The 24074-nt window shown below is 70.2% G+C and carries 20 protein-coding genes; 11 read left to right on the top strand and 9 right to left on the bottom strand.

Going from position 1 to position 24074, the window contains the following annotated elements:
- Positions 1-74: 74 nt before the first annotated feature.
- A complete protein-coding gene (locus tag AB0A90_RS20435) occupies positions 75-224 on the bottom strand; it encodes a hypothetical protein (RefSeq protein WP_357250022.1) in 150 nt (49 codons plus the stop codon).
- A 328-nt stretch (positions 225-552) separates the two neighbouring features.
- On the opposite strand from AB0A90_RS20435, the gene AB0A90_RS20440 reads away from it, so the two are divergent.
- From AB0A90_RS20440 to fxsT, 3 genes are all read left to right on the top strand, one after another.
- Positions 553-990, top strand: a complete 438-nt coding sequence (locus AB0A90_RS20440; RefSeq protein ID WP_357250025.1) for a hypothetical protein — start codon at positions 553-555, stop codon at positions 988-990.
- Between the two features lie 57 nt (positions 991-1047).
- Entirely contained in the window at positions 1048-2535 is a 1488-nt protein-coding gene (locus tag AB0A90_RS20445; RefSeq protein WP_357250028.1) for a hypothetical protein, read from the top strand.
- Positions 2536-2746: 211 nt separating this feature from the next.
- A complete protein-coding gene (gene fxsT, locus AB0A90_RS20450; protein ID WP_357250031.1) occupies positions 2747-6553 on the top strand; it encodes an FxSxx-COOH system tetratricopeptide repeat protein in 3807 nt (1268 codons plus the stop codon).
- Positions 6554-6575: 22 nt separating this feature from the next.
- Here fxsT and AB0A90_RS20455 read toward each other — a convergent pair whose 3' ends face one another.
- From AB0A90_RS20455 to AB0A90_RS20480, 6 genes are all read right to left on the bottom strand, one after another.
- Complete coding sequence (locus tag AB0A90_RS20455) at positions 6576-8444, bottom strand: HEXXH motif domain-containing protein (protein WP_357250033.1); 1869 nt, start codon at positions 8442-8444, stop codon at positions 6576-6578.
- 354 nt (positions 8445-8798) lie between these two features.
- Entirely contained in the window at positions 8799-9920 is a 1122-nt protein-coding gene (locus tag AB0A90_RS20460) for a hypothetical protein (protein ID WP_357250035.1), read from the bottom strand.
- A gap of 124 nt (positions 9921-10044) precedes the next feature.
- The gene (locus AB0A90_RS20465) at positions 10045-11061 is read right to left on the bottom strand and encodes a LacI family DNA-binding transcriptional regulator (protein WP_357250038.1); all 1017 of its coding nucleotides are present in this window, start codon (positions 11059-11061) and stop codon (positions 10045-10047) included.
- Between the two features lie 53 nt (positions 11062-11114).
- Positions 11115-11951, bottom strand: coding sequence for a carbohydrate ABC transporter permease (locus AB0A90_RS20470; protein ID WP_357250041.1), 837 nt, complete (start codon positions 11949-11951; stop codon positions 11115-11117).
- Positions 11948-12946 (bottom strand): sugar ABC transporter permease, encoded by a 999-nt coding sequence (locus tag AB0A90_RS20475; RefSeq protein ID WP_357250044.1) that lies wholly within the window; start codon positions 12944-12946, stop codon positions 11948-11950. Before AB0A90_RS20475 ends, AB0A90_RS20470 begins: the two co-directional genes overlap by 4 nt.
- A gap of 52 nt (positions 12947-12998) precedes the next feature.
- A complete protein-coding gene (locus AB0A90_RS20480) occupies positions 12999-14294 on the bottom strand; it encodes an extracellular solute-binding protein (RefSeq protein ID WP_357250047.1) in 1296 nt (431 codons plus the stop codon).
- Positions 14295-14544: 250 nt separating this feature from the next.
- On the opposite strand from AB0A90_RS20480, the gene AB0A90_RS20485 reads away from it, so the two are divergent.
- Positions 14545-16170 (top strand): glycoside hydrolase family 43 protein, encoded by a 1626-nt coding sequence (locus AB0A90_RS20485; protein ID WP_357250050.1) that lies wholly within the window; start codon positions 14545-14547, stop codon positions 16168-16170.
- Between the two features lie 44 nt (positions 16171-16214).
- Here the strand turns inward: AB0A90_RS20485 and AB0A90_RS20490 are convergent, their stop codons facing one another.
- Positions 16215-16841 carry a hypothetical protein gene (locus AB0A90_RS20490; protein WP_357250053.1) on the bottom strand — a complete coding sequence of 209 codons (627 nt, stop codon included), beginning with the start codon at positions 16839-16841 and terminating at the stop codon, positions 16215-16217.
- 299 nt (positions 16842-17140) lie between these two features.
- Between AB0A90_RS20490 and AB0A90_RS20495 the strand changes: the two genes are divergently transcribed.
- From AB0A90_RS20495 to AB0A90_RS20510, 4 genes are all read left to right on the top strand, one after another.
- The gene (locus AB0A90_RS20495) at positions 17141-18355 is read left to right on the top strand and encodes a chitosanase (RefSeq protein WP_357250056.1); all 1215 of its coding nucleotides are present in this window, start codon (positions 17141-17143) and stop codon (positions 18353-18355) included.
- Between the two features lie 128 nt (positions 18356-18483).
- Positions 18484-18876, top strand: coding sequence for a MerR family transcriptional regulator (locus AB0A90_RS20500; protein ID WP_357250060.1), 393 nt, complete (start codon positions 18484-18486; stop codon positions 18874-18876).
- On the top strand, positions 18864-19193 hold the full coding sequence (gene trxA / locus AB0A90_RS20505; protein WP_357250300.1) for a thioredoxin: 330 nt from the start codon (positions 18864-18866) through the stop codon (positions 19191-19193). Before AB0A90_RS20500 ends, trxA begins: the two co-directional genes overlap by 13 nt.
- 40 nt (positions 19194-19233) lie before the next feature.
- Entirely contained in the window at positions 19234-19995 is a 762-nt protein-coding gene (locus tag AB0A90_RS20510) for an MBL fold metallo-hydrolase (protein ID WP_357250063.1), read from the top strand.
- A 35-nt stretch (positions 19996-20030) separates the two neighbouring features.
- Here the strand turns inward: AB0A90_RS20510 and AB0A90_RS20515 are convergent, their stop codons facing one another.
- On the bottom strand, positions 20031-20462 hold the full coding sequence (locus AB0A90_RS20515) for a cold shock domain-containing protein (protein ID WP_357250302.1): 432 nt from the start codon (positions 20460-20462) through the stop codon (positions 20031-20033).
- A 178-nt stretch (positions 20463-20640) separates the two neighbouring features.
- On the opposite strand from AB0A90_RS20515, the gene AB0A90_RS20520 reads away from it, so the two are divergent.
- The 3 genes from AB0A90_RS20520 to AB0A90_RS20530 all read left to right on the top strand — a co-directional run bounded on the left by AB0A90_RS20520 (position 20641) and on the right by AB0A90_RS20530 (position 24009).
- Entirely contained in the window at positions 20641-21147 is a 507-nt protein-coding gene (locus AB0A90_RS20520; protein ID WP_357250066.1) for a nitroreductase/quinone reductase family protein, read from the top strand.
- Positions 21148-21338: 191 nt separating this feature from the next.
- The gene (locus AB0A90_RS20525; RefSeq protein ID WP_357250068.1) at positions 21339-22007 is read left to right on the top strand and encodes a class I SAM-dependent methyltransferase; all 669 of its coding nucleotides are present in this window, start codon (positions 21339-21341) and stop codon (positions 22005-22007) included.
- Between the two features lie 109 nt (positions 22008-22116).
- Complete coding sequence (locus AB0A90_RS20530) at positions 22117-24009, top strand: ABC transporter ATP-binding protein (protein WP_357250071.1); 1893 nt, start codon at positions 22117-22119, stop codon at positions 24007-24009.
- Positions 24010-24074 lie beyond the last annotated feature (65 nt).

Consider the following 24074-nt stretch of genomic DNA (forward strand, 5'->3'; position numbering starts at 1 on the left):
CCCGGCTCGGGGACGTTCCCGAGCCGGGCCGCGCGGCCCGTGTGGCGCTGTCGGTTCGACGGTCTGCGGGGGCGTCAGGCGTCGTCTTCGCCCCGACCGCCGCGCCCTGAACGACGCCCGCGGACGCCGACGGCGGCCAGGAGGGTAACGACCGCGGCGACCAATTGCAGCGCGCCGCCGAGCAGATCGACCAGGCTGGAGATGGCGTTAGCGTCTGGGTGCATGAACGGCCTCCGGGTTCGTGCCCACCGTCCGCTTTCTGCGGAAGGCCCTCCCCCGGGCCCAGCGGTGACCGCTTGAGCGCCGCCATCATTGTGGCACCCTCCCCCACCAAGTGGAAGCTGGTGACCCTCGGCGCGGAGCCATGTTCCCGGTGGCACGCCCGCGCGGACCAGAGCGGCAGCGGCGCTCCACGTGTGGAAAGCTCATAGACACAGGCGGATGTGGCGAGCCCCACGATCCGCACGTCCAGTACGAGCACATTGCGAATTGTCAAGTTGGCGACACTTCCGCGACGCCATGGCCGCCGCCACCACCAATACCATAAAGCGCATGTCACCAAAGGTCTCGATTGTCGCCACGGACCGCCACCGGGAGCCCGGCCCACGGCCAGACGCCGACGTGACCTTCCTGCCGATCGCCGACGACGGCGGCGTTCCGGTCTACGACGACTCCGTCCCCGAGCTGATCGAGGAACTACTCGCCGCACGGCTGACAGCAGGCACCTGGCACCCCCTCACGGAGTGCGAGTTCGTCTCGTCCCGGGGTGTGCTGACCGACGCCCTGCTCCAGATCGCCGTGGGGATCAGCTCGTCCGCCGGCTGGTACGCGTTGCAGACGCTGTTGCGTCGGCGCGGCGGGCAGCAGCTCCGGGTGGTCGCGATCTTCGACGACGGCACTGAACGTCGGCGCGCCGAGGTAACCGGAGAGGCGGACGACGTGGTGCAGGCACTGACGACGCTCAACCCGTTCGGCTCGGAGCCGACCTGATGACGCCCGCCGCACCGAATCGCCGCCGATCCGGCGACGAGCGACCACCCGAGGCTCGTGCGTGAGGCCCCGCGGCTTCATTCGCCGCCCGTAGCGGAGGAACGCCGCCGACTCGTCGGACAGATCACGACCGTGCTGGAAGCGTCGTCGGTCGTGCAGGACCCGAGCAGTCGACAGTTGCTGTTGCAGGAGTTGCGGCACGCGCTGGGCGGCGCGCTGGACTACCGCGAGGTGGGCGTACTCCGACTCCAGCTCATCGCGCTGGTGACGGCCTGCGTGGACCGACCGGGCGGGCTGCGCTGCCTCGCCGAATGCCTCGAGCTGCTCGAGCCGGAGAGCAAACAGACAGTCGCGTTGCTGCGCCTGGCCGACGACTGGCAGGCGTACGAGTTGCTCTCCGACTACGACGTCGCCTGGTTGCGCGGGGAGCTGTCCACGCTCGACGCGACCCCCGACCTTCGACAGTTCGTCGCCGAGATTCGCGCGACCCCCGCCCCACCCCGGTGCGAGACCGCGTGGGAGCTGTTCGCCCACCTCACGTCGGCGAACGCGCATGGCGAGGTGCCGTCCTGGCTCGTGCTGCTCGACCGGCTGGCGCCGGCCGTGGCACAGGCGTCGCTGCCCCGGCTGCGCCAGCTGCGCAAACAGCTGGCCACGCACTGGGGCGTCGCGGATCAGCTCGACGCCGCTCAGCCGACCGCAGCGGCACCCGCCCGCAGCGCCTACCTGGTGATCCAGTTCGAGAAGTACGGCGGCGACGACGACACGTACATCATGTCCCACTGGTACCAGTGGGCGTCTCCGGAGTGGCAGCCGATCCGCGGCGAGGATCGGCACGTCGCGTACGAGGAACTCGAGGCGGCCGTCGACCGGGTCGTCAACGAGGCCGAACGCCGTTGGGCGGCGCGGGCCGGCGCGGTGACCATCGAGTTCGTGCTGCCCTGGCAGCTGATCAACGAGCCGGTCGACACCTGGCGCAAGGAGCTCCAGTCCGCGCTGCCAAGCCCCCTGACCACGGAATACCCCCTGGTGATCAGGAGCCTGGAGCGCAACCGGGCCAGCCACTGGCACCGGCTCTGGCGCAGCCGCTGGCGACTCGTCAGCGACCACCCCGGCGAGCGCAAGCTGATCCACTGCGCCGCGCGGCACCACGCCGACGTCCAGCTCGAAGCGATCCTCAAACGCGAGAGCGCGGTCGCCGTGCTGGTGCTCAGCGAGACCCCGACCGCCGACAGCATCGGCGAGCGGCAGTTGCTCGTCGGGCTGCGCTCCGGTGTGCCGGCGATCGTGTGGCACCGAGACCCACCGTCCAAAAAGGATCTATGCCAGACTGTTGCGTCGATGGTCGACGGTCGGGCGTCGGACACCGACGTCACAGCCCTTCCGAACCGCGTCGCGCACCTGCGACAGTTGGCGTGGAGCGAAGACCCGGAGGGGCTCGACAAGCACATCGGGCATGGCTTTGTGATGTTGTTCGACGATCCGGATCGGCAGCCCGGAGGGGCGGACTCCGCCGACGGCGACAGGCGAAAGGTCCTGGCATGAGCGGCAACGGCCAGCGGAGCACAGGGAGTGCCGCCAGTCGGCGCACACAACGGTCAGGCACGGGCGCCCACGACCGTCACCGCCCGGTGCCGCCGCCGGCATCGACGACCGGGCCGTGGTGAGCCGAATGATGCCGTCAGCCGTCGACGTCGCGAGCGGCCCTACCAACGGGACGAGGCTCGATCCGGGACACCACCCCCGGGATGTTGTCGTGGTCGTCGACGACGACGCGGTGATGGAGTTCTGGACCGAGGAGATCTCCGCCTTCGTCGCGCAACTGCGCGCCCAGCCGGGCTTCAGCTCGGTCGAGGTCTGGCGGCTGGCCGTCAACGATGGCGCACTCGTGGTGACCGACAGCGCCGACAGCGGCCCCGTCGCCCCCTCGGCACTCGTCGACCCGACCGGGCAGCGCGTCGTTCTCCTGTTGACCCACGGCGGATCCGACGCCTGGCGAGGCGGCCTCGTCCAACCCGTCCTCGTCTCCTGGGCCGCCAGCATGACGATCGCCGTGGTCAACCTGTTGCCCCAACAGCGGTGGCGCGAGCGACGGATGGAGACGACCGAGGTGGCCTGGAGCCCGACCGAGTCGGATTCGGCGACGCACCGGTGGTCGTGGCGGGTGAGCGGTCTGGACCTTCGCCCCACCGACGAGCAGGACGACGCCCGGCTGACAGCGGTTCCGGTCATCGAACGAGGGGCCGACTGGTTGCGACGGTGGAGCGGGCTGCTCTCCGAGACGCCCACCGGGGACGTCCGGCTGCCCGCGCTGCTCCTGCCGCCCGATGGCGAGATCCCCCGCCGGGTGAGCCGTGCGCTCACCGCACACGACCTCGTCGCCCGCTTCCGGGCCACCGTGTCGCCGGCGTCGTTCATCCTCGCGACCCGACTGGCGGCCGCGCCGCTCAACGCCCGGGTGATCCGCGCCCTGCTGAAGACGATGGTGCGGTCGGGGCCGGCGCAGCTGACCGAGGTGCTGACGAGCGACCTGGTCCGACCCGTCCTGCACCGGGCCGCGCCGGCGAACGACACCCGCATCAGGTACGAGTTCGCGCACGGCGTACGCGAGCGGCTCCTCACGCTCGGGTACCGCGACCGCACCGTCGAGGTTCAGCACGTCGTGGAGTACGAACTGGCGCACGACGTCGCGGCGGTGCGCAACCTGACCCTTCGCATCAAGGATCCGCGCCACACCTCGTACGAGCGCGTCACCCCGGCCGCGGAGCCCTATCTGCGGGTCGAGTTGGCTGTTCACCTCTCACTGGGCGGGCCGAACCTCGTCGCGGCCGCGCGGCTGGGCCAGGCGCTCGGCTCACCCATTCCACGGCAGGTACGTCGAGTACTGGAGCCATCTTCCGTTACCGCCCACAGGACCATGGAGTCCGGAATGTCTGACAGAGTGAAATCGCCGGACTCGGCCGCCTCGATCGGCACTGCGCCACACACCATCCTGGACACCGAGACGGGCATCGAATCGGGCCTGCCGTCGTCGTCCCGTGATCTGCCGCCCATGCAGCGGCTCGACGGTCAGCAATCGGCGCTCGTCGGCAACCTGCCCTTGCGGAACACGAACTTCACCGGTCGACGCGACCTCCTCGACCGGCTGCACCAACGCCTGCGCGCCGGCACGACGGCCGTGCTACCCGAGGCGGTGCACGGCGCCGGCGGCGTCGGCAAGTCGCAGCTCGTCATCGAGTACGTCTACCTGCATCAACAGGACTTCGACCTGATCTGGTGGATCCCGGCCGAGCGCCCCGCGCAGATCCAGTCCGCGCTTGTGGAGTTGGCGACGCGCCTGAACCTGCCCGTGCCCGCGACGGCCAACACGGCCGTACCGGCGGTGCTGGAGGCGTTGCGCGTGGGTCGCCCGTACTCGAACTGGCTCTTGATCTTCGACAACGCCGAGGATCCGGAGAGCGTCGAGCGGTTCTTCCCGAAGGGCGGCCCGGGCAGCATCGTGGTCACCTCTCGCATCAGTGCGTGGCGGCGGATCGCCAACAGCCTCCCGGTCGACATCTTCGAACGCCAGGAGAGCATCGACCTGCTCCGTCGTCGAGACCCGGACCTGGCCGTCACCGACGCCGACCGGCTCGCCACGGCGCTGGGCGACCTCCCGTTGGCCATCGAGCAGGCGGCGGCCTGGCGCGCTGAGACGAAGATGCCGACCGACGAGTACCTCGACCTTCTCGACGCCAGTCGTCCGCTGTTCGACGACGAGACGACGGCGCGGCAGGATTATCCCGAGCTCGTCGCCGCGGCGTGGAACGTGTCGCTCAACTGGTTGCGGGAGCGGGATCCGGCGGCCCTGCGGCTACTCCAGGTGTGCGCGTTCTTCGCGCCCGAGCCGATCGGCAAGGTGCTCCTGTCCAAGCCACGTGCGCTGCGCATCCACCCCGAACTGGATCCTCTCGTCCGCAACCCGATCCACCTCAACCAGGCGATCCGCATGATCGGGCGGCTGTCGCTCGCCCGGATCGATCACCGGACGAACTCGTTCCAGATGCACCGACTCGTGCAACGTGTGCTGATCAACCAGATGGACCGGGAGGAACAGGAGGAGATGCAGCACGGCGCCCACCTGCTGCTCGCCGGCAACGACCCCGACCAGCCCGACAACAGCGACCACTGGCAGCGGTACGCGGACCTGTATCCGCACATCCTCGCCTCGCAGGCTGAGCGGTGCTCGAACGACCTCGTCCGGGACATGGTGTTGAACGAGGCGAAGTACCTGTGGCGATGGGGTGACCACCTGGCGGCCCGGGGCCTCTCCCAACGCGCGTGGGCGGCCTGGACCGACAGCAGCTCGGACGGCGCCGACCCGGACAGCCTCCGGGCGGCGAGCTGGCTCGGCTTCATGCACTTCGTCGTCGGTGACTACGCCGCGGCGGCCCCGCTGAACGCCCGGACACTGAAGCTCTACCGGCAGACCATCGGCGACGACCGGGAGGAGACCCTGGACGCCATCGGCGCCGTGGCCGCCGACCACCGCGTCGCCGGTGACTTCGCCGGCGCGCTGCAACTGTCGCTCACGGTCTACGAGCAGGCCAAGCGGAACTTCGGCGAGGACGAGCCGTTCACGTTGCGCGCCGCGCACAACCTCGCGGTGAGCATGCGACTGTCCGGCCTCTTCGGTCGAGCCCTCCAGCTCGACGAACAGACCTACCAGCGCCTGGTGCAGATCTACGGCACCGACCACCCCGACACTCTCAGCACCTTCGGCGGCATCAACCTCGACCGCCGGGAGCTCGGCGACTACGTGGCGGCGCACGCCGATCAGGAGACCGTCGTGGCGACGGCCCGACGGATGCTGAAGTACGACGATCACCCGTCGATCCTGCGCGGGAGCCGCGCGCTGGCGACGTTCCGGCGCAAGGCCGGCCGCCACAACGACGCCCTGGACCTCTCGGGCTACGTGTTGGCCCGCTTCCGGTCCCGCTACGGCGACAACCATCCGGACACGGTGCTCGCCACGCTGACGTTCGCCATCGACCAGCGGCTGAACGGTGACCTGCGGGCAGCCCGGGAGTCGGCGGAGATCGCGGTGGAGGGGCTACGCCGGCTGTACGGCGACAGCCACCCGCACACCGCGGGGGCTCAGGTGGACCTGGCGGTGACCCTCCGGCTGCTGGGCGAGTGCGCCCAGGCCCGGGATCTCAACCAGACCGCCCTGCACCACCTGACCAGCCGGCTCGGCGAGTCGCACGCGCTGGTGCTCACCGCCCGGGTCAACCTCGCGAGCGACCACTACGAGCTCGGCGAGTACGCCGAAGCCCACGCTCTCGACCTGGAAACGCTCGCGCTGTGTCGGCAGGTGTTCGGCAACAGCCACCCCACCACGCTCGTCTGTGCGCTCAACCTCGCCATGGACCTGCGCGACCTTGGTCGTGAGGCCGAGGCGAGCATGATGTTCGACAAGGGTCTCGAGCAACTGCGGCTGACCCTCGGCGCGCAGCACCCGGCGGTCGCGGCGATCGGTGCCGGCGTCCGCGCCAACTGCGACATCGACCCGCTGCCTCTCTGACGACGGGGTCGACCCGGCGGGATCAGGCGGCCAGCCAACCCGCCGGGTCGACCGTGTCGAGGTCCCGGTCGGGGATCAGACGGCCGACCCAGGTGGCCAGCTCGATCGGGTCCGGACCGACCGTGGTGTCGCCGCGCGAGCGCAGCCCGTCGACGACGGCGAGGACGAGCTCCGGGTAACCCAGCAGTGCTCGCGGCACCGGGTCGGCGGGACGGTCGAGGTGGGTGAGGCCGAGGCCCACCCAGCCGTGCACGCTGGCGGCGTCCTCGTGCAGTTCGTCGAGGTAGGCGGCCCGCGCCCGAGGCAGGTCACCGGCCACCAGGGCGAGATCGGCCTCGGTGGCGCCGGCCACCGTGGCCCCCACCTCGTCCGGTGCGGCGCACAGCCGACCGAATGCGGCCGGGTCGACAAGCAGGTACCTGCGGAGCACGGCCCGGGCGTCGAGCAGGCCCTCCGGTGGCGCCGCCAGCACCGTGCGACCGAAGCCCGTCTCCGCCGTCGGATCACGGCGCTCCCAGGCTGCCGCCAGCGCGTCCCGGTCGGCGGGTTGGATGCTCATGTTGTGGCCCCGCCACATCGCGCGATGATCGACGGCGACGACACCTGCCGCGTCGAGCGCGACGGCGGGGACCGGGTCCTCCTGGTACGCCTTCAGCTCGGTGTGCAGGGTGTCGACGAACCGCTGGCCGTGCCCGGTCAACCGGCCGGACGCCGCCATCATCCGCAGGACGTCGAGGGTCTGCCGTCGCCACAGGGCGAACTCGAAGTCCGCGGCGGCCCGTTCGTCGAGCGGTGCGTCGTGTCGGTAGGTTCGCCAGAACCGGGTGATGCCGACGAAGGCGTACGCGCCCTGGAGGATGCCGGCGAGTGGCCTGGGGTCGTCCCGCCAGGGGGCGTAGTAGCGGACGTCGCCGCCGCCCTCGACGAGGGTGAGCAGGTGGGACAGCGCACCGAGCTTGTGGTGCTGCGACTCGTGCACCAGGGTGACGGCCAGTTGTGCGGCGTCGTCCGGCTCGGAGAGCAGCACACCCCCGAAGGCCTCGGCACCGGATGCGGACAGTTGACGGAACCGGGCCCGCGGCGGCAGGGGCGCCACGCTGCGCAGGATCCCGGCGATCGCCTGCGCCCCTCCGCGCTGCTGACTGACCAGCAGCCCCCAGGCCTGCGCGAGAAGCGCGCGCCAACGGACGACGTCGGACGCCGACAGCGGTTGGGGCGGCGAGGGGCCCCGCAGGTCGCGGTACACGTCACGGTCGTGCAGTTCCACCCGGAGCTCGACGCCGTCCGAGTCGACCGCGACGATGATCGGTGGGTGCCAGTTGGGGTCGTCGGCGGCACCGCATCGCACGGTCCGGGCGGTGCTCACCAGGTCGACCTGCCCGGCGCGGGCCCGCACCCGGACGACCGGCACGGTCGGTGGGATCGAGGCGGCACCCACCGTGGGAAGCACTGCCGCGCCGTCACGCACGGGAATGTCGACGTCGAAGGAGAGACCCGCCCGCACGGCGCTCGCCGCCGCCAGGGCGTGCAGGTATCCGACGTCCAGCCACAACGGCACGGTGGGATCGGGATCGTCGTGCAGCCGACGCAGGGTGTGGGCGGCCCAGATGCCGACCTGTGGTTGGGCGAGGACGTCCTCGGTGGCGGCCGGATCAGCACCGTGCGCCTGGGCGAGGAGCTGCCAGGCGTCCGCGACCGGCGCGAGCGGACCGGCCGCGTCGGGCCGAGTGGCGCAGCCGTCCAGGAGCGCCCGCAGCACGATCAGCCGCCAGCTCCGCTCGGACCGCCAGAGCGCCGCGATGGTCTGTCCGTCACCTGCACCGGAGGCAAGGGCCTGGAAATGCTCGGGATCGAGGTACGTCGGCCCCAACGTCACGGGATCAGACGACATCTCCCTCCGAATCCGGCCCGGCAGACCGTATCCGACTCGGGAAGGAGCCGTTGTAGCCGCTGATGCTGCCCCCCGAGTCGGCAACTCTCTCTCGCACCCGCGCGATGGCCGCGGTCAGGCCGGGGCGGTCAACGGATCGTAGAGTAGCAATGTCCACCGTTGACAAATCGAGCAATTCCGACTCGATACCGGTGAGGCCTTCCTCCATGTACGACAACCCTTCCGACGATGGCTCGCAATGGCTCCATCATCGCTTATGTCTGGAGCGCAACGAAAGCGTCACATCGAGCTACGCCCACCGTAACCCGCACCGCGGTGACGTGACGGTCCGACGTGGACCGCCCGCGGCTCGGGTCAGGCGTACGGGGCCAGCCGAGCGGCGCTCTCCTCGACCTGAGCCATCGCGACGTCGTCGCTGGCGAAGAAACGGACCGCCTCCACGAGTTCCGCCAGGGCGCCCGAATACCGCAGACAGGTCCGGACGATGCTGATGGTGTCCGCCCGGGCCGCGCTGCTGCGTCGGATCGCGGCATACACCTGACCCCGAAGAAGGGACAGGATCTCCTCCCGTTCGTTGGGCCGCAGGAACTCCGGCATCGCCAGCAGCGCGTCCACGAGGGGACCGAGCAGGGACGGCGGCGGGGACGCCGAGGTCGGCGGCGCCGGCTGCCCCGCCGGAGGTCGACCGAGCACGAGGCCCTCGTCGCCGAGCGCGTTGCGGTACCAGAGGTACGTGGGGGTCTGCCCGGTGAGCCCGGTCGCCCGCAGCTCGGCGAACCGGTCCCGGAGTGCGGCCACCAGCCGAGCCGGGTTGCCGAGCAGGTCCGGGTCGTCGGATTCCAGCAGCCGCAGCACCTCCCGACTGAACAGCCCGGTACGTCGTGCCCGCAGGTTGGCGGCGGCCTGTCCGACACCGGCGGCGAACAGCACGTCCTGTGTCCGACCGGCGGCGGGTTCGCCGGCGGGAAAGGTCTCGTTGCCGGGTGTGCGCAGCGCGTGCGGGCGGTCGTGCGACTGGCACGCGTCGACGATCCACAACTGCCGGTCGAACGACCGCACGAGGTCCGAGGCGAACGTGGCGAGCATGGAATCCAGGTCGAGTGAGCCGGCGTCCGTGGCGGTGGCGTCGGCGTAGTAGAGCCGCCGGTGCCGGCCGGTGTCGACGTAGCCGTGGCCTCCCCACACCACGTAGAGGGTGGACTGGGGGCGGGTCGGCAACTCCCGGAGCAGCACGTCCCGTACGGTCGCGCGATCGGCGGCTCGCACGACGACTCCCGGCGGGACGGCGCTCGGATCGGGTTCGGGGGCCAACAGCAGGGTCACCTGCTCCGGCGGCACCCCCCAGGCGACGAACCGGCGTGCGAACCGGATGGCGTCGTCGACCGGCCCGACCAGACTCCAGTCGCTCCCACCCTCGTACCTGTCGATGCCGACACCGAGCACCTGGACGTCGCGCGAATCAGGGCCGAGATCCACTGTTCACCCCGTCTCCGGGCTGCGACGGAGTGAGTCAGCACGCATCCGGTAATCATGCCCCCGGGACCGCGTCGACGACGCCCTCCGCGAGGCCTGATCACGGGCCGGACGCCGGGCGCTGACGTCACCGGGGTGGTGCGGCACTGTCGCGGACGACGAGCTCGGTGGCCAGCTCGACCCGAGGGCTCTCGGTCCTCTCACCGGCGGCGAGGCGCAGCACGGTCCGTGCGGCCAGCATGCCCATCTCGGCCAGCGGTTGGCGCACCGTGGTCAGCGGCGGGGAACACCACCGGACCTCGGGCAGGTCGTCGAAGCCCACCACGCTCACGTCGTCGGGCACCCGCAACCCGCGTTTGCGCACCGCCTCGTAGACGCCGAGCGCCATCTGGTCACTGGAGGCGAAGATCGCGGTGGGCGGGTCGGGCAGGGCCAACAACTGGGTGCCGGCGCTGAACCCGCCCTCGTGGTAGAAGTTGCCGGGGCGGATGAGGGCGTCGTCGACGGGGATGTCGGCGGCGCCGAGCGCGGCCCGGTAGCCGTCCATCCGGGCCCGGCTGCACATCAGGTGCGGTGGGCCGGCGATGAAGCCGATGCGGCGGTGGCCGAGGCTGATCAGGTACTGGTTGGCGCTCAGGCTGCCGGCCCAGTTGGTGGCGCCGATGGTGGGCGACTCCTGCGGGTCGACACCGGCCGGGTCGATGATGACCACCGGCAGGTGCAGGCGGCGCAGCTCGGCCTGCAACGGTGGGTTCACCATCGAGGTCACGAAGATGATGCCCTCGGTGGAGCGCGTACGCATGTTGTCGAGCCACTGCTTGGCCGAGGAGATGCGCCAGTGGATGGCCGACACGACGGTGCCGACGCCGCTGCTCTGGCCGACGTCCTCCACCCCACGAATGATCTCCACGGCCCACGGGCTGTCCAGGTCGTTGAAGACCAGGTCGATGAGGGCGGCGTCGGTGCGCCGGGCCGGCGACCGGCGACGGTACCCGTGCCGGTTGAGCAACGCCTCGACGCGTTCCCGGGTGTCCGGGGCGACATCGGATCGCCCGTTGATGACCCGGGAGACCGTGGGCACCGAGACACCGGCCAACCGCGCGATCATCGCGATGGTGACGTTTCGGCCGTTCTCCGCGCCCACGGTCGCTCCTTCGTCTGCCGAGAGGCTTCAGGTCTGCTCGCGGTGCTGCGGTGTCACCCCTTGACGCTGCCGGTCAGGCCCCCGATGAGCTGCCGTTCGGCCACGGCGTAGAAGCCCAGGGCCGGGATCATGGACAGCACGACGTACGCGAGCACCCGTGCGGTGTCGTCGGCGTACTGGCCCTGGAAGGCCTGGACCCCGACGGGGAGCGTCCACCAGCTCTGGTCGCTGAAGACGACGAGCGGCAACATGAAGTTGTTCCAGCTGGTCACGATCGCCAGCACCGAGACGGTGGCCAGGGCGGGACGGGCCATCGGCAGCAGGACCCGCCAGAAGAACCCGAAGGAACTGCACCCGTCCAGGACAGCTGCCTCCTCCACCTCGGCCGGGATGGTGCGGAAGAACTGGCGCAGGATGATGATGGTGATCGGCAGCCCGAAGGCGGCCTGGGGCAGGATGACGCCGAGCGGGTTGTCCAGCAGGCCCATGCCGCGCAGCAGGATGAACAGCGGCAGGATGGCCACCGCGAACGGGAACATCAGGCCGATCGCGAAGAGGGTCACCAGGAACTCGCGGCCCCGGAACGCGTAGCGCGCGAAGACGAACGCGGCCATCGCCGCCGCGCCGACGACGATGACGGTGCTGCTGACGGCGATCAGCACACTGTTGCCGAGCTGTCGCCAGAACAACCCGTTGGCGAGGATGTCGACGTAGTTGCCCACCCAGGGGTCGGGCCAGCCCAGCGGGTTGGTGGACAGTTGACCGTTGTCCTTGAAGCCGCCGAGCACCCCGAACCAGACCGGTACGACGATCAGCGCGCCGACGGCCACGCAGATCAGGTGCAGCACGAGGCTGCGGGTCCGCTGGGCGCGACTGATCCTGGCGGTCATCGCTGGCCTCCCTGGTTGGTGATCGCGCCCGCGGTGTCCCGACGCAGGACCATTCGCTGGTAGAACAGGGCGAAGACGAGGCTCAGCAGGAACATGATGATGCTGATCGCGCTGGCGTAGCCGACTTCGAAGCGGCGGAAACCGTACTCGTACATCGTCACGGCCATGGTCTCCGAGGAGTGGATCGGGCCACCGCCGGTGAGCACCCAGACCATGTCGAACAGTTGGATGGTGCCGATGACGGACAGGAACACGCTGATCCGGATCGTCGGGCCGAGCAGGGGCAGGGTGACGTGTCGGAACGCCTGCCAGGCGGTGGCGCCGTCGGTGACCGCGGCCTCCGAGAGCTCCTTGGGGATGCCCTGTCGGGCCGCCAGGAACAGCATCATGTAGAGGCCGAAGTACTTCCAGGACACCACCAGGAAGACGGCGAACAGCACGGTGTCCGGGTCGGCGAAGACGGCGCCGGCATCGGCGCTCAGCCACCCGGAGAGCGCCTCGCCCAGGCCCCGGTTGGGTGAGAACACCAGGGTGAACAGGACGGCCGTGGTGACCTCGGACAGCACGTACGGGGCGAAGAAGATCAGCCGGTAGACGGCGCGGCCCCGCAGGGGCTGGTTGAGCAACATGGCCAGGGCCAGCGCGGCGGGCAGTTGAACGGCCAGCGACAGCAGCACCAGCACGAACCCGCGCCACAGGTCGCCCCGGAAGGTCGGGTCCTGGAAGGCGCGTGTGTAGTTGTCCAGCCCGATGAAGTTCTCCGGCAGCCCGAAGCCGTTCCACTTGTAGAGGCTGCCGTAGCCGGCCACCAGGATCGGGGCGATGACCAGCAGCAGGAACAGCACCAGGGCTGGTGTGAGGAAGATGGCGAGGACGCCGCCGCGGCCCGGCCGGGGCTGGCGGCCGCGCTGACGCGCGGTGCCCGGCCCCGGTGCCGGCGGGTCCGTCGCCGTGTCGCCGCGCCTGGTGTCCGACACGGTCGATGGCGTGGTCATGCCTACTCCACTGGGGTTTTGCGGCCGGCTACGGATGGGTGGGAGAGCACGGTCAGACGGTCTTCGCCACCTGCGTGATGTCCTTGACGACCTGCGCGGGCGACTTGTTGCCGGCGATGAGCTCGGCCACGCTGTCGTTGATCTGCGAACCGAGCGCCGGCGCGTACGCCTGGTCGAGGTAGAGCTGGAAGCCGGTGTAGCTGGCGAGAGTGTCCGCGACGGTCTTGGCGTTGGGGTCGGTGATGGCCGACGCGGCTTCCTTCACGGTCGGTAGCACCGCGCCGGTCTTCGTGGCCGTGCGCTGGTTGTCGGCGCTGAGCAGGAACTTCAGGAAGTCGACGGTGGCCCCGGGCGCGTTCTTGCCGACGGCGAAGCCGTTGCCGCCGCCGAACACCTCGGTGGCTGCGCCCTTTCCGCCGTCGACGGCGGGGAACGGGAAGAAGCCGAGCTTGTCGCCGATGCCCTTCTTGCTGGTGGAACTCGTCGCCTGCGTCGCCGGCGCCCACTGCCCCATGAGCTCCATGGCGGCGCCACCGTTGCCCATGGTGGCGGCCTGCCCGTCGGGTGAGCTGTACGAGGCGCCGAGGAACCCCTTCTGGAACGGCTGCAGGTCGACGAGTTCCTTGAGCCGGTCGCCGGCGGCGACGAGGTCGGGACTGTCGAAGTTCTTGTCCGTGACGGCCTTCTGCAGCGCGTCCTTGCCGCCGATTCGCATCGCGAGGTAGGACCAGTAGAAGTGGGCCGGCCACTTGTCCTTGCCCGCCAGGGCGATCGGGGTGATGCCCGCGGCCTTGAGCTTGCGGACCGCGTCGAGCACACCCGTCCAGGTGGTGGGGGCGGCGGTGATTCCGGCGCGGGTGAAGAGGTCCTTGTTGTACCAGAAACCGACCATGCCGATGTCGAACGGAACGCCGTAGATCTTGCCGTCGATCGTGTACGGCTCCATGGCGGCGGGCAGCAACCCGCCGATCCACGGCTTCACGTCGTCGGTGAGGTCCTTGACCAGCCCCGCGTCGACCTGCTGCTTGAGCACGCCGCCGCCCCAGGACTGGAAGAGGTCCGGCGGGTCGCCGGCCTGGGTGACGGTGGTGAGCTTGGCCTTGAACGCCTCGTTCTCCAGGGGCTGGATGTCGAAGGTGACGTTGGTGTGTGCCGTCTTGTACTCGTTCGCGATCGCCGCCCAGACGGGCAGCAACGGGTCGGTGTTCTGGATGTGCCACCAGTTGATGGTCTGCGGCGCGTTCGGGTCGCTGGACTTGTCGTCACCGCTACAGGCGCTCACCAGGTAGGCGCCGGCGCCGGCACCGGCGAGGCCGAGCAGCGTTCGGCGGGAGAGGTGCGTAGTCATGATCCATCCCTTCGGGGACTCACAGGGTGCTCGGACGCCGGCCGAGCCGGCGGGGTGGGACTTATGGATCTCCGGAACTTTCATTGCTTCGCCGGTATTACCGGTCGATGGCCGGCACGCTACGAGCTGTGGCCGCAACGGTCAAGACCTCTGTCCTATTGCGAAAAGACCGGCTAGCGTAGGCAGGACTTCCAGTGATCCGGGACCGCAAGTTTCCGGAAGTTCCAGACAGTCGTCCAGAGGAGCCCTCGTGTCGACCGACATCGCTAACGTGGTGACCGCTGCCCGGTCGATCCGCAACCCTGTCCTCGCCGGATTCCATCCGGACCCGTCGATCCTTCGCGTCGACGATGACTACTACCTGGCCACCTCGACCTTCGAGTGGTATCCGGGCGTGCGTGTGCACCATTCGCGTGATCTCGTGAACTGGCGCACGCTGGGTGGGATCATCACCGACCGCCGCCTGCTCGACCTGCGCGGCTGCGGTGACTCCAACGGCGTGTGGGCGCCCGACCTGACGTACCACGACGGTCAGTTCCACCTCGTCTACAGCGACGTGGCCAGCTTCGCCAGCGGCTACTGGGACCCACAGAACTTCCTGGTCACCGCCGAGGACATCGCCGGCCCCTGGTCGGATCCGGTGAAGCTGCACGGGCGAGGTTTCGACGCCGCCCTGTTCCACGACGACGACGGCACCACCTGGCTGCTGAGCATGAGCGCGGACTGGCGACCCGGCCGGGACCGCTTCGGCGGCATCGAGATCCAGCAGTACGACCGGGCCGCGCGCCGCCTGGTCGGCCGACCCCGCATCCTGTTCACCGGCACCCCGGTCGGGGTCACCGAGGGCCCGCACCTCTACCGCCACGACGGTTGGTACTGGCTGATCACCGCCGAGGGCGGCACCAGCTGGGAGCACCAGGTCACCGTGGCGCGATCCCGGGAGTTGTTCGGGCCGTACGAGGTGGACCCGGACGGCCCGCTGCTCAGCTCGGTGGGCCGGCCCGACCTGCGGTTGCAGAAGGCCGGTCACGGCAGTCTGGTGCGCACCCAGGGCGGCGAGTGGTATCTGGCCCACCTGGTGGGTCGCCCCTACTCACCGCTGGGCAGTTGCGTGCTGGGCCGGGAGACCGCGATCCAGCGGGTCGAGTGGCCGGCGGATGGCTGGCCCCGGATCCCCGGCGGGGTGCCCGCGGACGAGGTCGTCGCGCCGGACCTGCCCGCGCACCCGTGGCCCGCGGAACCCGACACCGACCACTTCGACGCCTCCGAGCTGGGTTTGTGCTGGTCGACGCTGCGCCGGCCGGCCACCGACGACTGGATCGACCTACGGTCGCGCCCGTCGCACCTGCGCGTGCACGGCGGGCAGTCACCGGTCGGTCGACAGGCCCCCAGCCTGGTCGCGCGACGCGTCGAGGCGACGCACTGCTCCCTGGAGACGGTGGTGGAGTTCGACCCGGTCGACCACCGTCAGCTCGCCGGCATCACCGCCTACTACAACACGCTGAACTGGCACCACCTCTACCTGACCCGGGCCGACGACGGGCGGACGGTGCTGGAGCTGCTCAGCTCCGACAACGGGCGACGCACCCCGTACCCCGAGCTGACCGTCGACGCCAGCGGGGTCACCCGGGTCGGTCTGCGGGCGGTGTTCGACGGGCCGGTGGTGGGCTTCGAGTACGACCTCGGCGCCGGCTGGCGGCGGCTCCCGGTCGACCTGGACGCGACGATCCTGTCCGACGAGCACGCCGCACTGATCATCGACGGCGAGCCGGCCGCGTGGGGCTTCACCGGGGCGTTCGTCGGCCTGTGGGTACAGGATCTCGGCGGCGACGGCGTGTACGCCGACTTCGACCTGGCCACCTACCGCGAGCACTGACCGCGCGGACGGCACCCCCCGGGGTGCCGTCCGTGTCCGTCGTCCTACTTCACCTGGCCGGCGACGGTACGAAGCTGGCCGAGGGTGGTGCGGAAGCCGTGGCCGGACGCCGCCGGGTCCTCGGCGACCAGACCGCTGACGGCCATGGCCTGCGAGCGGGACACCGCGACCGCGTCGTCGCCGGCCCCGGCCACGTCGAACACCCCGAAGTCGCCGCTCAGCGTCCGGAACGTCGGGGCCGCCGGGTCCCTGGCGAGGTAGAGCACCACGACCTGACCCGCCGTGAGCGTGGACATCTGGGCCATGTCGGCCACGCCGCGATCCAGGCTGGCGAGCGTGATCCGCGTCCCGGCCCCCACGGACGATCCGCTCGCCGCGCGCAGCACCTCGTCCACCCGGAACCCGTCCGCCTCGACCGCACCCCGGACCACCAGGTCCGCGGCCTCACTGAGCTGCCGCACCGTGCCGTACCCGCGCAGCTTGCCCTTGACCGCCGGGGCCGCGACGCCGGTGGGCGTGGCCTCGGTCGGCGCGGCCCCGGTCGGCGCGGTGACGCTGGGCGTGCCGACCGGATCGGCGCCCGCGCTGCCGCAGGCGGACATCGCCGCCACGGCGAGGACGGCGGCGGCCGTGACCCACAGAGACCGGGTACGGCGGAGGTGGACTGCCATGGAGCGCTCCTTGCGTGTCGGTGCCGTCCCGGGTCGTCTCGCCCGGGACGCGGCACTGCTCAGGCCATCTAACTGGGTGGTCCGGGGGCCGAGCACCCCGGTAGCCGGCCGGGCGCACAACGCCCGCCGACAACGAGATGAACATGCGTCGTCACGGCCTGCGCTCGTCGATTGACGGCGACCCGACGTACTGATATCTGTTAATACAGTTTCCAGATTCTCGTGGTGCCCGCCGGGGCCGATCGCCGCGCCGGGCATCGACCGGCCGGCGGCATGCCGCCCCTTCCCCGAGGAACACCATGGTGCGCAAGAGAACAGCCGCCTACGTCGTGGGCACCCTGCTGACCGGCGTCGCGGCGGTCGGCTACGGCCTGCCGTCGGCCAGCGCCGCGACCGCCGGCCCGATCACCGGCCTCGGCGGCAAGTGCATCGACGTCGCCGGGGCCAATCCGGCGAACGGCACCGCGGTCCAGCTCTACGACTGCAACGGCAGCGCGGCCCAGACGTGGACCGTCGGCAACACCGACACCTCGATCCGCGCGCTCGGCAAGTGCCTGGACGTCACCGCCGCGTCGACCGCCAACGGCGCCAAGATCCAGCTGTACGACTGCAACAACACCGGTGCGCAGAAGTGGACGGCCAGCAACGGCGCCCTGGTCAACACCGCCTCGGGCAAGTGCCTCGACGTGACCGACCGGAGCACCGCGAACGGCGCCCGGTTGCAGATCTGGACCTGCGGGGGCACCAGCAACCAGCGGTGGACGCTGCCCGGCGGGGGCACACCCACCCCCACGCCGACCGCTACCGTCCCGGCCGGCACCAACCTCGACGACCCGGCGAAGAAGGACGTCGCCATGCAGCTCGTCTCGGCCGCGGAGAACTCGTCGCTCGACTGGCGCGCGCAGTTCTCCTACATCGAGGACATCGGCGACGGTCGCGGCTACACCGCCGGCATCATCGGATTCTGCTCCGGAACCGGCGACATGCTCGAACTGGTGCAGGCGTACACGAACACCAAGCCGGGCAACGTGCTGGCCGGCTACCTGCCGGCGCTGCGCGCAGTCAACGGCACCGCGTCGCACGCCGGCCTCGACCCCAACTTCCCCCGCGACTGGCGGACGGCGGCCAACGACTCGGTGTTCCGGGCGGCCCAGGAGGCCGAGCGGGACCGGGTCTACTTCAACCCTTCGGTACGCGACGGCAAGAACGACCAGGTCCGGGCGCTCGGTCAGTTCGCCTACTACGACGCGGCGGTCATGCACGGGTACGAGGGCATGCGCCAGATCCGCAGCCGCGCCCTCGCCCGCGCGAAGCCCCCGGCGCAGGGCGGCGACGAGCGGACCTGGCTCAACGCCTTCCTCGACGAGCGGGTCATCGAGATGAAGAAGGAGGAAGCCCACTCGGACACGTCCCGCGTCGACACGGCCCAGCGGGTGTTCCTCAACAACGGCAACTTCAACCTGAACACGCCGTTGGCGTTCGCCGTCTACGGCGAACAGTTCCGCATCGGCTAGGCCCTCCGGCACGCGCAGACGCTCAGGGCGCCGCCTCGCGGCGCCCTGAGCCGTCCCCGGGCTCGACCTTGCCTTGACGCTGACGACAAGGTTTAGCCTGGTCGCGACGGGCTGGTCGAGGAGGTCTGATGCTGATCGGCGAGCTGGCGGAACGGGCCGGCACGAGCACCCGGACGTTGCGCTACTACGAGGCCCACGGGTTGGTACGTCCGCAGCGCTCGGCCAACGGCTACCGGGTCTACGACGAGGCGGAGCTGCGGGTGGTCCAGGAGATCCGCGCGCTGCTCGACGTCGGCTTCGGCCTCGACGACGTCCGTCCGTTCGTCGCCTGCCTGCGGGCGGGAAACGCATCGGGCGACGTCTGCCCCGATTCCGTGCTGGTGCTGCGACGCAAGCTCGCCGAGGTCGACGACTACCTCGGTCGGCTCGCAGCGGTCCGTCAGCAGTTGCACACCCAGCTCAACCACGCCATCGCGCACCGGGAGGAAACATGCCCCAGGAGACGACAATCGGCTCCCTGACCACCGTCACCGACGACACGTTCGCCGAACTGGTGCTCGCCAGCGATCGGCCTGTCGTCGTCGACTTCTGGGCCGAGTGGTGCCCACCCTGCAAGATGATCGAGAAGAGCCTCGTCGAGCTGGCCGGGGAGTTCGGCGAGCGAATGGTCATCGCCAAGCTCAACTCCGACGACAACCCGCAGGCCACCCGGCGCTACCGGGTCATGTCCCTGCCGACGCTGCTGGTGTTCCGTCGGGGTGAGGTGGTCGGTTCGGTCGTCGGGTCCAGGCCGAAACTGCACCTGCGGCAGAGCCTGACCACGCACGCCGGGCTGTGACCGATCGAAACGCACACCCATCACTGGCACAATCGTCGACATGGTCGACTGGTACACCCGAGGTGAGGCGGGTAGTGGCGTCATCCGGCTCTCGGAACCGCACGTCAACGAGCTCCTGTCGGCGAACTTCTGGTGGTTGCGCGGCAACGATCGTGATCTGGTGATCGATGCCGGGCTCGGGGTCGTCGCCCTCCGGGAGGCGATCCCGGCGATGTTCGAGCGCGATCCGATGGTCCTGCTCACCCACGCGCACCTGGATCATGTCGGTGGGGCAGCCGAGTTCGCGGACCGGGCCGCGCACCCCGCCGAGGCGGAACTCCTGACGGCGGGCGTGCCGGCGAGCCTGTACGGCGCGGAACTCTTCGACAAGCTCGGGATCGACGCGGCGGGCGAACCCGTCCCGGAGTTGATGATCGACGTCCTGCCCGATCCCGACTACGACCCGGCCAGCTACCGCATCCCACCCATGACCCTGCACCGCCTGCTCGACGACGGTGACCACGTCGACCTGGGCGGGCGAACACTCACCGTGCTGCACCTTCCCGGCCACACCCCGGGCAGCATCGCCCTGCTGGAGCAGCGCACCGGGACCTTGTACTCCGGCGACATCATCTACGAGGGCGCGCTGATCGACGACCTGCCGAACTCCGATGTGGCCGCCTATCGGCGCAGCATGGAGTTTCTCGCCGATCTCGACGTGTCCGTCGTCCATCCCGGCCACGGGCGCAGCTTCGACCGGACCCGCCTACGTCAGCTGGCCGAGGCATACCTGCGCAGAGATGTCCAGACGCGTAAGTCCTGACCCGCGGATGGCGAGCGCCCGATCGGGCCAGCGGCTCAGCTCTCGACCCAGCCGTGCGATCTGGCGTGGTCGACCAGCGGCTGCCGGATCGCGGAGATCTGGGCCGCGGTCAGCGTCGGCACCCGCTCGATCAGTAACTCCGTCACCTCGTAGGTGAACTCGCGCGGCGACAGGACGTCGCACATCCCGTCATCCTCGCCGGTCTGCCCGGTCCGCGTCGGCACGACGTCCGGCACCCGTTCCGGGCGGGCGCCCGCGACCGGCTCGACGATCCGCAGGGCCGCCACCTTCAGACCACGGTCGCCGGCCTCCACCTCGTACTCGACACGCATGCCGGGATGCACCAGGTGCCGCTGCTCGCCGAAGTCGTTGGCGTGGACGAAAATGTCCTCGCCACCCTTCGCCGGCGCGATGAAGCCGTAACCACGTGCCTCGTCGAACCGGATGACCTTACCTGCCGCCCACACAGCCACCACCCACTCCCACCACTCAACCAGGATCTCGACAGTGTCCACACACACTGCTCGGCAACGGTACCGAACACGTCGTGACCTGGCGTCCAACGATCACCACGCGCACCATTCCGCGCCGGGAGCGCAGCTGGCATTCTGTTCGTACCATCGCCGAGCAGGTGTGGAGGCCGTCGTGTCGATCGAGGATCGCGCAAAGAAGCCGAGGCTGCCGCCACGCTGGTTCATCCGGACGGCCTGGTCCGTGCACCGGGGGCTCTATCGGGTGTTTCGCGGCCGAGTCGGGCTCTGGCGACCCCGCCCGGACCGGTGGGGCACCCTGCGGCTGACCACGACCGGTCGCCGCACCGGTCAGCAACGCGGTGTCATCGTCGCGTACCTGGAGGATGGACCCAACCTGTTCACGTTGGCGATGAACGGCTGGGGTGAGGGTGAGCCCGCCTGGTGGCTCAACCTGCGAACCCATCCGGAGGCGACGGTGGACCTGGTTGACGGGCGGCGGCTGGTCCTTGGACGCGCCGCGGCCGGGGACGAGCGGGTCCGCCTGTGGACCCGTTGGCGCGACATCGACACCAACCTGGACGCCCTCGCGGCACTGCGCCCCTCCGAAACCGCGGTGGTGGTTCTCGAGCCCCGCTCCGGCGTCGAGGGCGTCGCCGGCCAGCCGCAGCCCGACGCCTGACGCGGTCCGCCCGCTCCCCCACGCCGCCGCTGGGCCACGCCTCGGGCGACGACGCAGCCACCCTCGACCGGACGATGCCGGTGTCGGGTGAGACATGAGCGCGCGCTTGTCCGGCTGCTTGACCTCGCTCATATTGCGGGTCTATTTTTAGAGCACAACGTTAGAGTTGGACTCTATTTTTGGAGGACACGATGAGCCAGCCCCACGCCATCCAGAAGCCAGGGCCGGACCTGGACTCCACGCAGCGGGACCCGGAGGAGGAGTCCGTCCACCGCGCGCTGGAGCGCTACTACCGCACCGGCAAGCCGCCGTGGGACACCGGCGTGACGCCGCCCGAGCTGGTCGACCTGGTAGAGGGGCCGGGGGCGCTGCCGCCCGGCCGCGCCCTCGAACTTGGTTGCGGCACCGGAACCAACGCCACCTACCTCGCACGGCACGGCTGGGAGGTGGCGGCCGTCGACCTGATCGACCGCGCCGTCGACCAAGCCAGGGAGAAGGCTGCGGCGGCGGGAGTGGCGGTACGGCTGCTGCACGGAGACGCCACCCGCCTCGACGAGCTTGACGTGCCGGGCCCCTTCGACCTGTTCTTCGACCTGAGCTGCTACTGCGGAGTCCCGCTGCACCGCCGCGACGCCTACGCCGCCGGGCTCACGCACCGCGCCGCTCCCGGGGCACGCCTGCTGATGTTCGGGTACGGCCCCGAGCCGCTCGGCAGTCCGATGCCCGAGGTCACGTCGTGGGCGGCAGGCGTCACAGCCGACGAGCTCCGCGCCAGGTTCCGCGGCTGGGACCTCCTCGACGTCACACCGGGCACCAACTCGGTGCCGACCTTCTGGTTCACGCTGCGCCGCGACGCCTAGCAATCTCCGGTCACGGCACCTCCGGTCGCGGGTCGAGGTGGAACGCCCGGCGCGGTGACTTGACCTCAATCTCGGGTGAGGTCCTAACCTCCGTTATCGGAGGTAAGGCATGAGCATGGAATTTGCCGCGTGGACGTCTCTGCACCACGCGATGAACGCGCAGGAAGAACGACCACTGTCCCGTGTCACCCTGAAGCGCATCGTGGAGTTCGCGCGTCCCCACCGGTCCCTGATCGTCAGGTTCCTGCTGTTGAGCGTGGTGACGGCGGTCCTCACGGTGGCGGCACCGGTCCTCGCCGGACGGGTCGTGGAGGCCATCGTGGACGGCGCCGACAGCGGCGTCGTGATCCGGTTGGCGGTGCTGATCGCCGTGATCGCCCTGGCCGAAGCCGGCCTGGGTCTGGTGACGCGGTTCCTGTCCGCCAGCATCGGTGAGGGACTCATCGTCCAGCTGCGCACGGCCGTCTTCGACCACGTGCAGCGCATGCCGGTGGCGTTCTTCACCCGGACGCGCACCGGTGCGCTGGTCAGCCGCCTGAACAACGACGTGATCGGCGCGCAGCGGGCCTTCAGCGACACCCTGTCGGGGGTGGTCGGCAACGCGGTAACCCTGGCACTGACGCTGGCGGTGATGCTCAGCTTCTCGTGGCAGATCACGGTGCTGGCGCTCGTGCTGCTGCCCATCTTCGTCCTCCCGGCGCGCCGGATGGGTTCGAAGCTCGCCCAGTTGCAGCGTGAGGCGGCCGAGCACAACGCGGCCATGAGCACGCGGATGACGGAACGCTTCTCGGCACCCGGCGCGACACTGGTCAAGCTGTACGGGCGGCCGGCCGAGGAGTCGGCGGAGTTCGCGGCGCGGGCGCGTCGGGTGCGGGACATCGGCATCCGCACCGCCATGCTCCAGTGGGTCTTCATCACCGCGCTCACCGTCGTCGGCTCGCTGGCGCTGGCCCTGGTCTACGGGCTGGGCGGTCTCTACGCCCTGCGGGGCAGCCTGGACGCCGGGACCGTGGTCGCCCTCGCGCTGCTGCTGTCGCGTCTCTACGCGCCGCTGACCTCGCTGGCCAGCGCCCGGGTGGAGGTGATGAGCGCGCTGGTGAGCTTCGAGCGGGTGTTCGAGATCCTCGACATCAAGCCGCTGATCCTCGACCGGCCCGATGCCCGGCCGCTCCCCGACGGGCCGGTCGCGGTGGAGTTCGACGGGGTACGGTTCGGCTACCCGTCAGCGGACAAGGTGTCGCTCGCGTCTCTCGAAGATGTGGTGAAGCTCGACGCCCGCGGCGGCGATGAGGTGCTGCACGGGGTGTCGTTCCGCGCCGAGGCGGGGCAGATGGTCGCCCTCGTCGGCTCCTCCGGGGCGGGCAAGTCGACGATCGCGCAGCTCGTCCCCCGCCTGTACGACGTCGAGGACGGCGCGGTGCGGCTCGCCGACGTCGACGTACGCGACCTGTCGGCCGAGTCGATCCGGACGGCGCTGGGCGTCGTCACCCAGGACGGGCACCTCTTCCACGAGAGCATCCGCGCCAACCTGGCGTTCGCTCGGCCGGACGCCACGGAGGCCGAGATGTGGGAGGTGCTCCGGCGTGCCCGCCTCGACGACCTGATCCGCTCCCTTCCCGATGGGCTCGACACGGTCGTCGGTGAACGCGGGTACCGGCTGTCGGGCGGGGAACGGCAACGGCTCACCATCGCGCGCCTGCTGCTGGCCCGTCCGCGCGTGGTCATCCTCGACGAGGCCACCGCGCACCTCGACTCGACCTCCGAGGCCGCGGTTCAGGAGGCCCTCGCCGAAGCTTTGACCGGCCGGACGAGTGTGGTCATCGCGCACCGGCTCTCCACCATTCGGGCGGCAGACCAGATCCTCGTCGTCGAAGACGGCCGAATCGTCGAGCGTGGGCGACACGGCGAACTACTCGCCGCCGGCGGCCGGTATCAGGAGTTGTACCGCACCCAGTTCGACCAGGCCCAGCCGACGGTCCAGGAGCAACGCGTCGCCATCTGAGGCCGCCGCACCGGGCGACCTGCGCCACGACGCGAGCCGCCGCCCGCCCCGGGGGATCCCCGTGC

The organism is Micromonospora sp. NPDC049204, from assembly GCF_040647935.1.
Lineage (GTDB): Bacteria > Actinomycetota > Actinomycetes > Mycobacteriales > Micromonosporaceae > Micromonospora.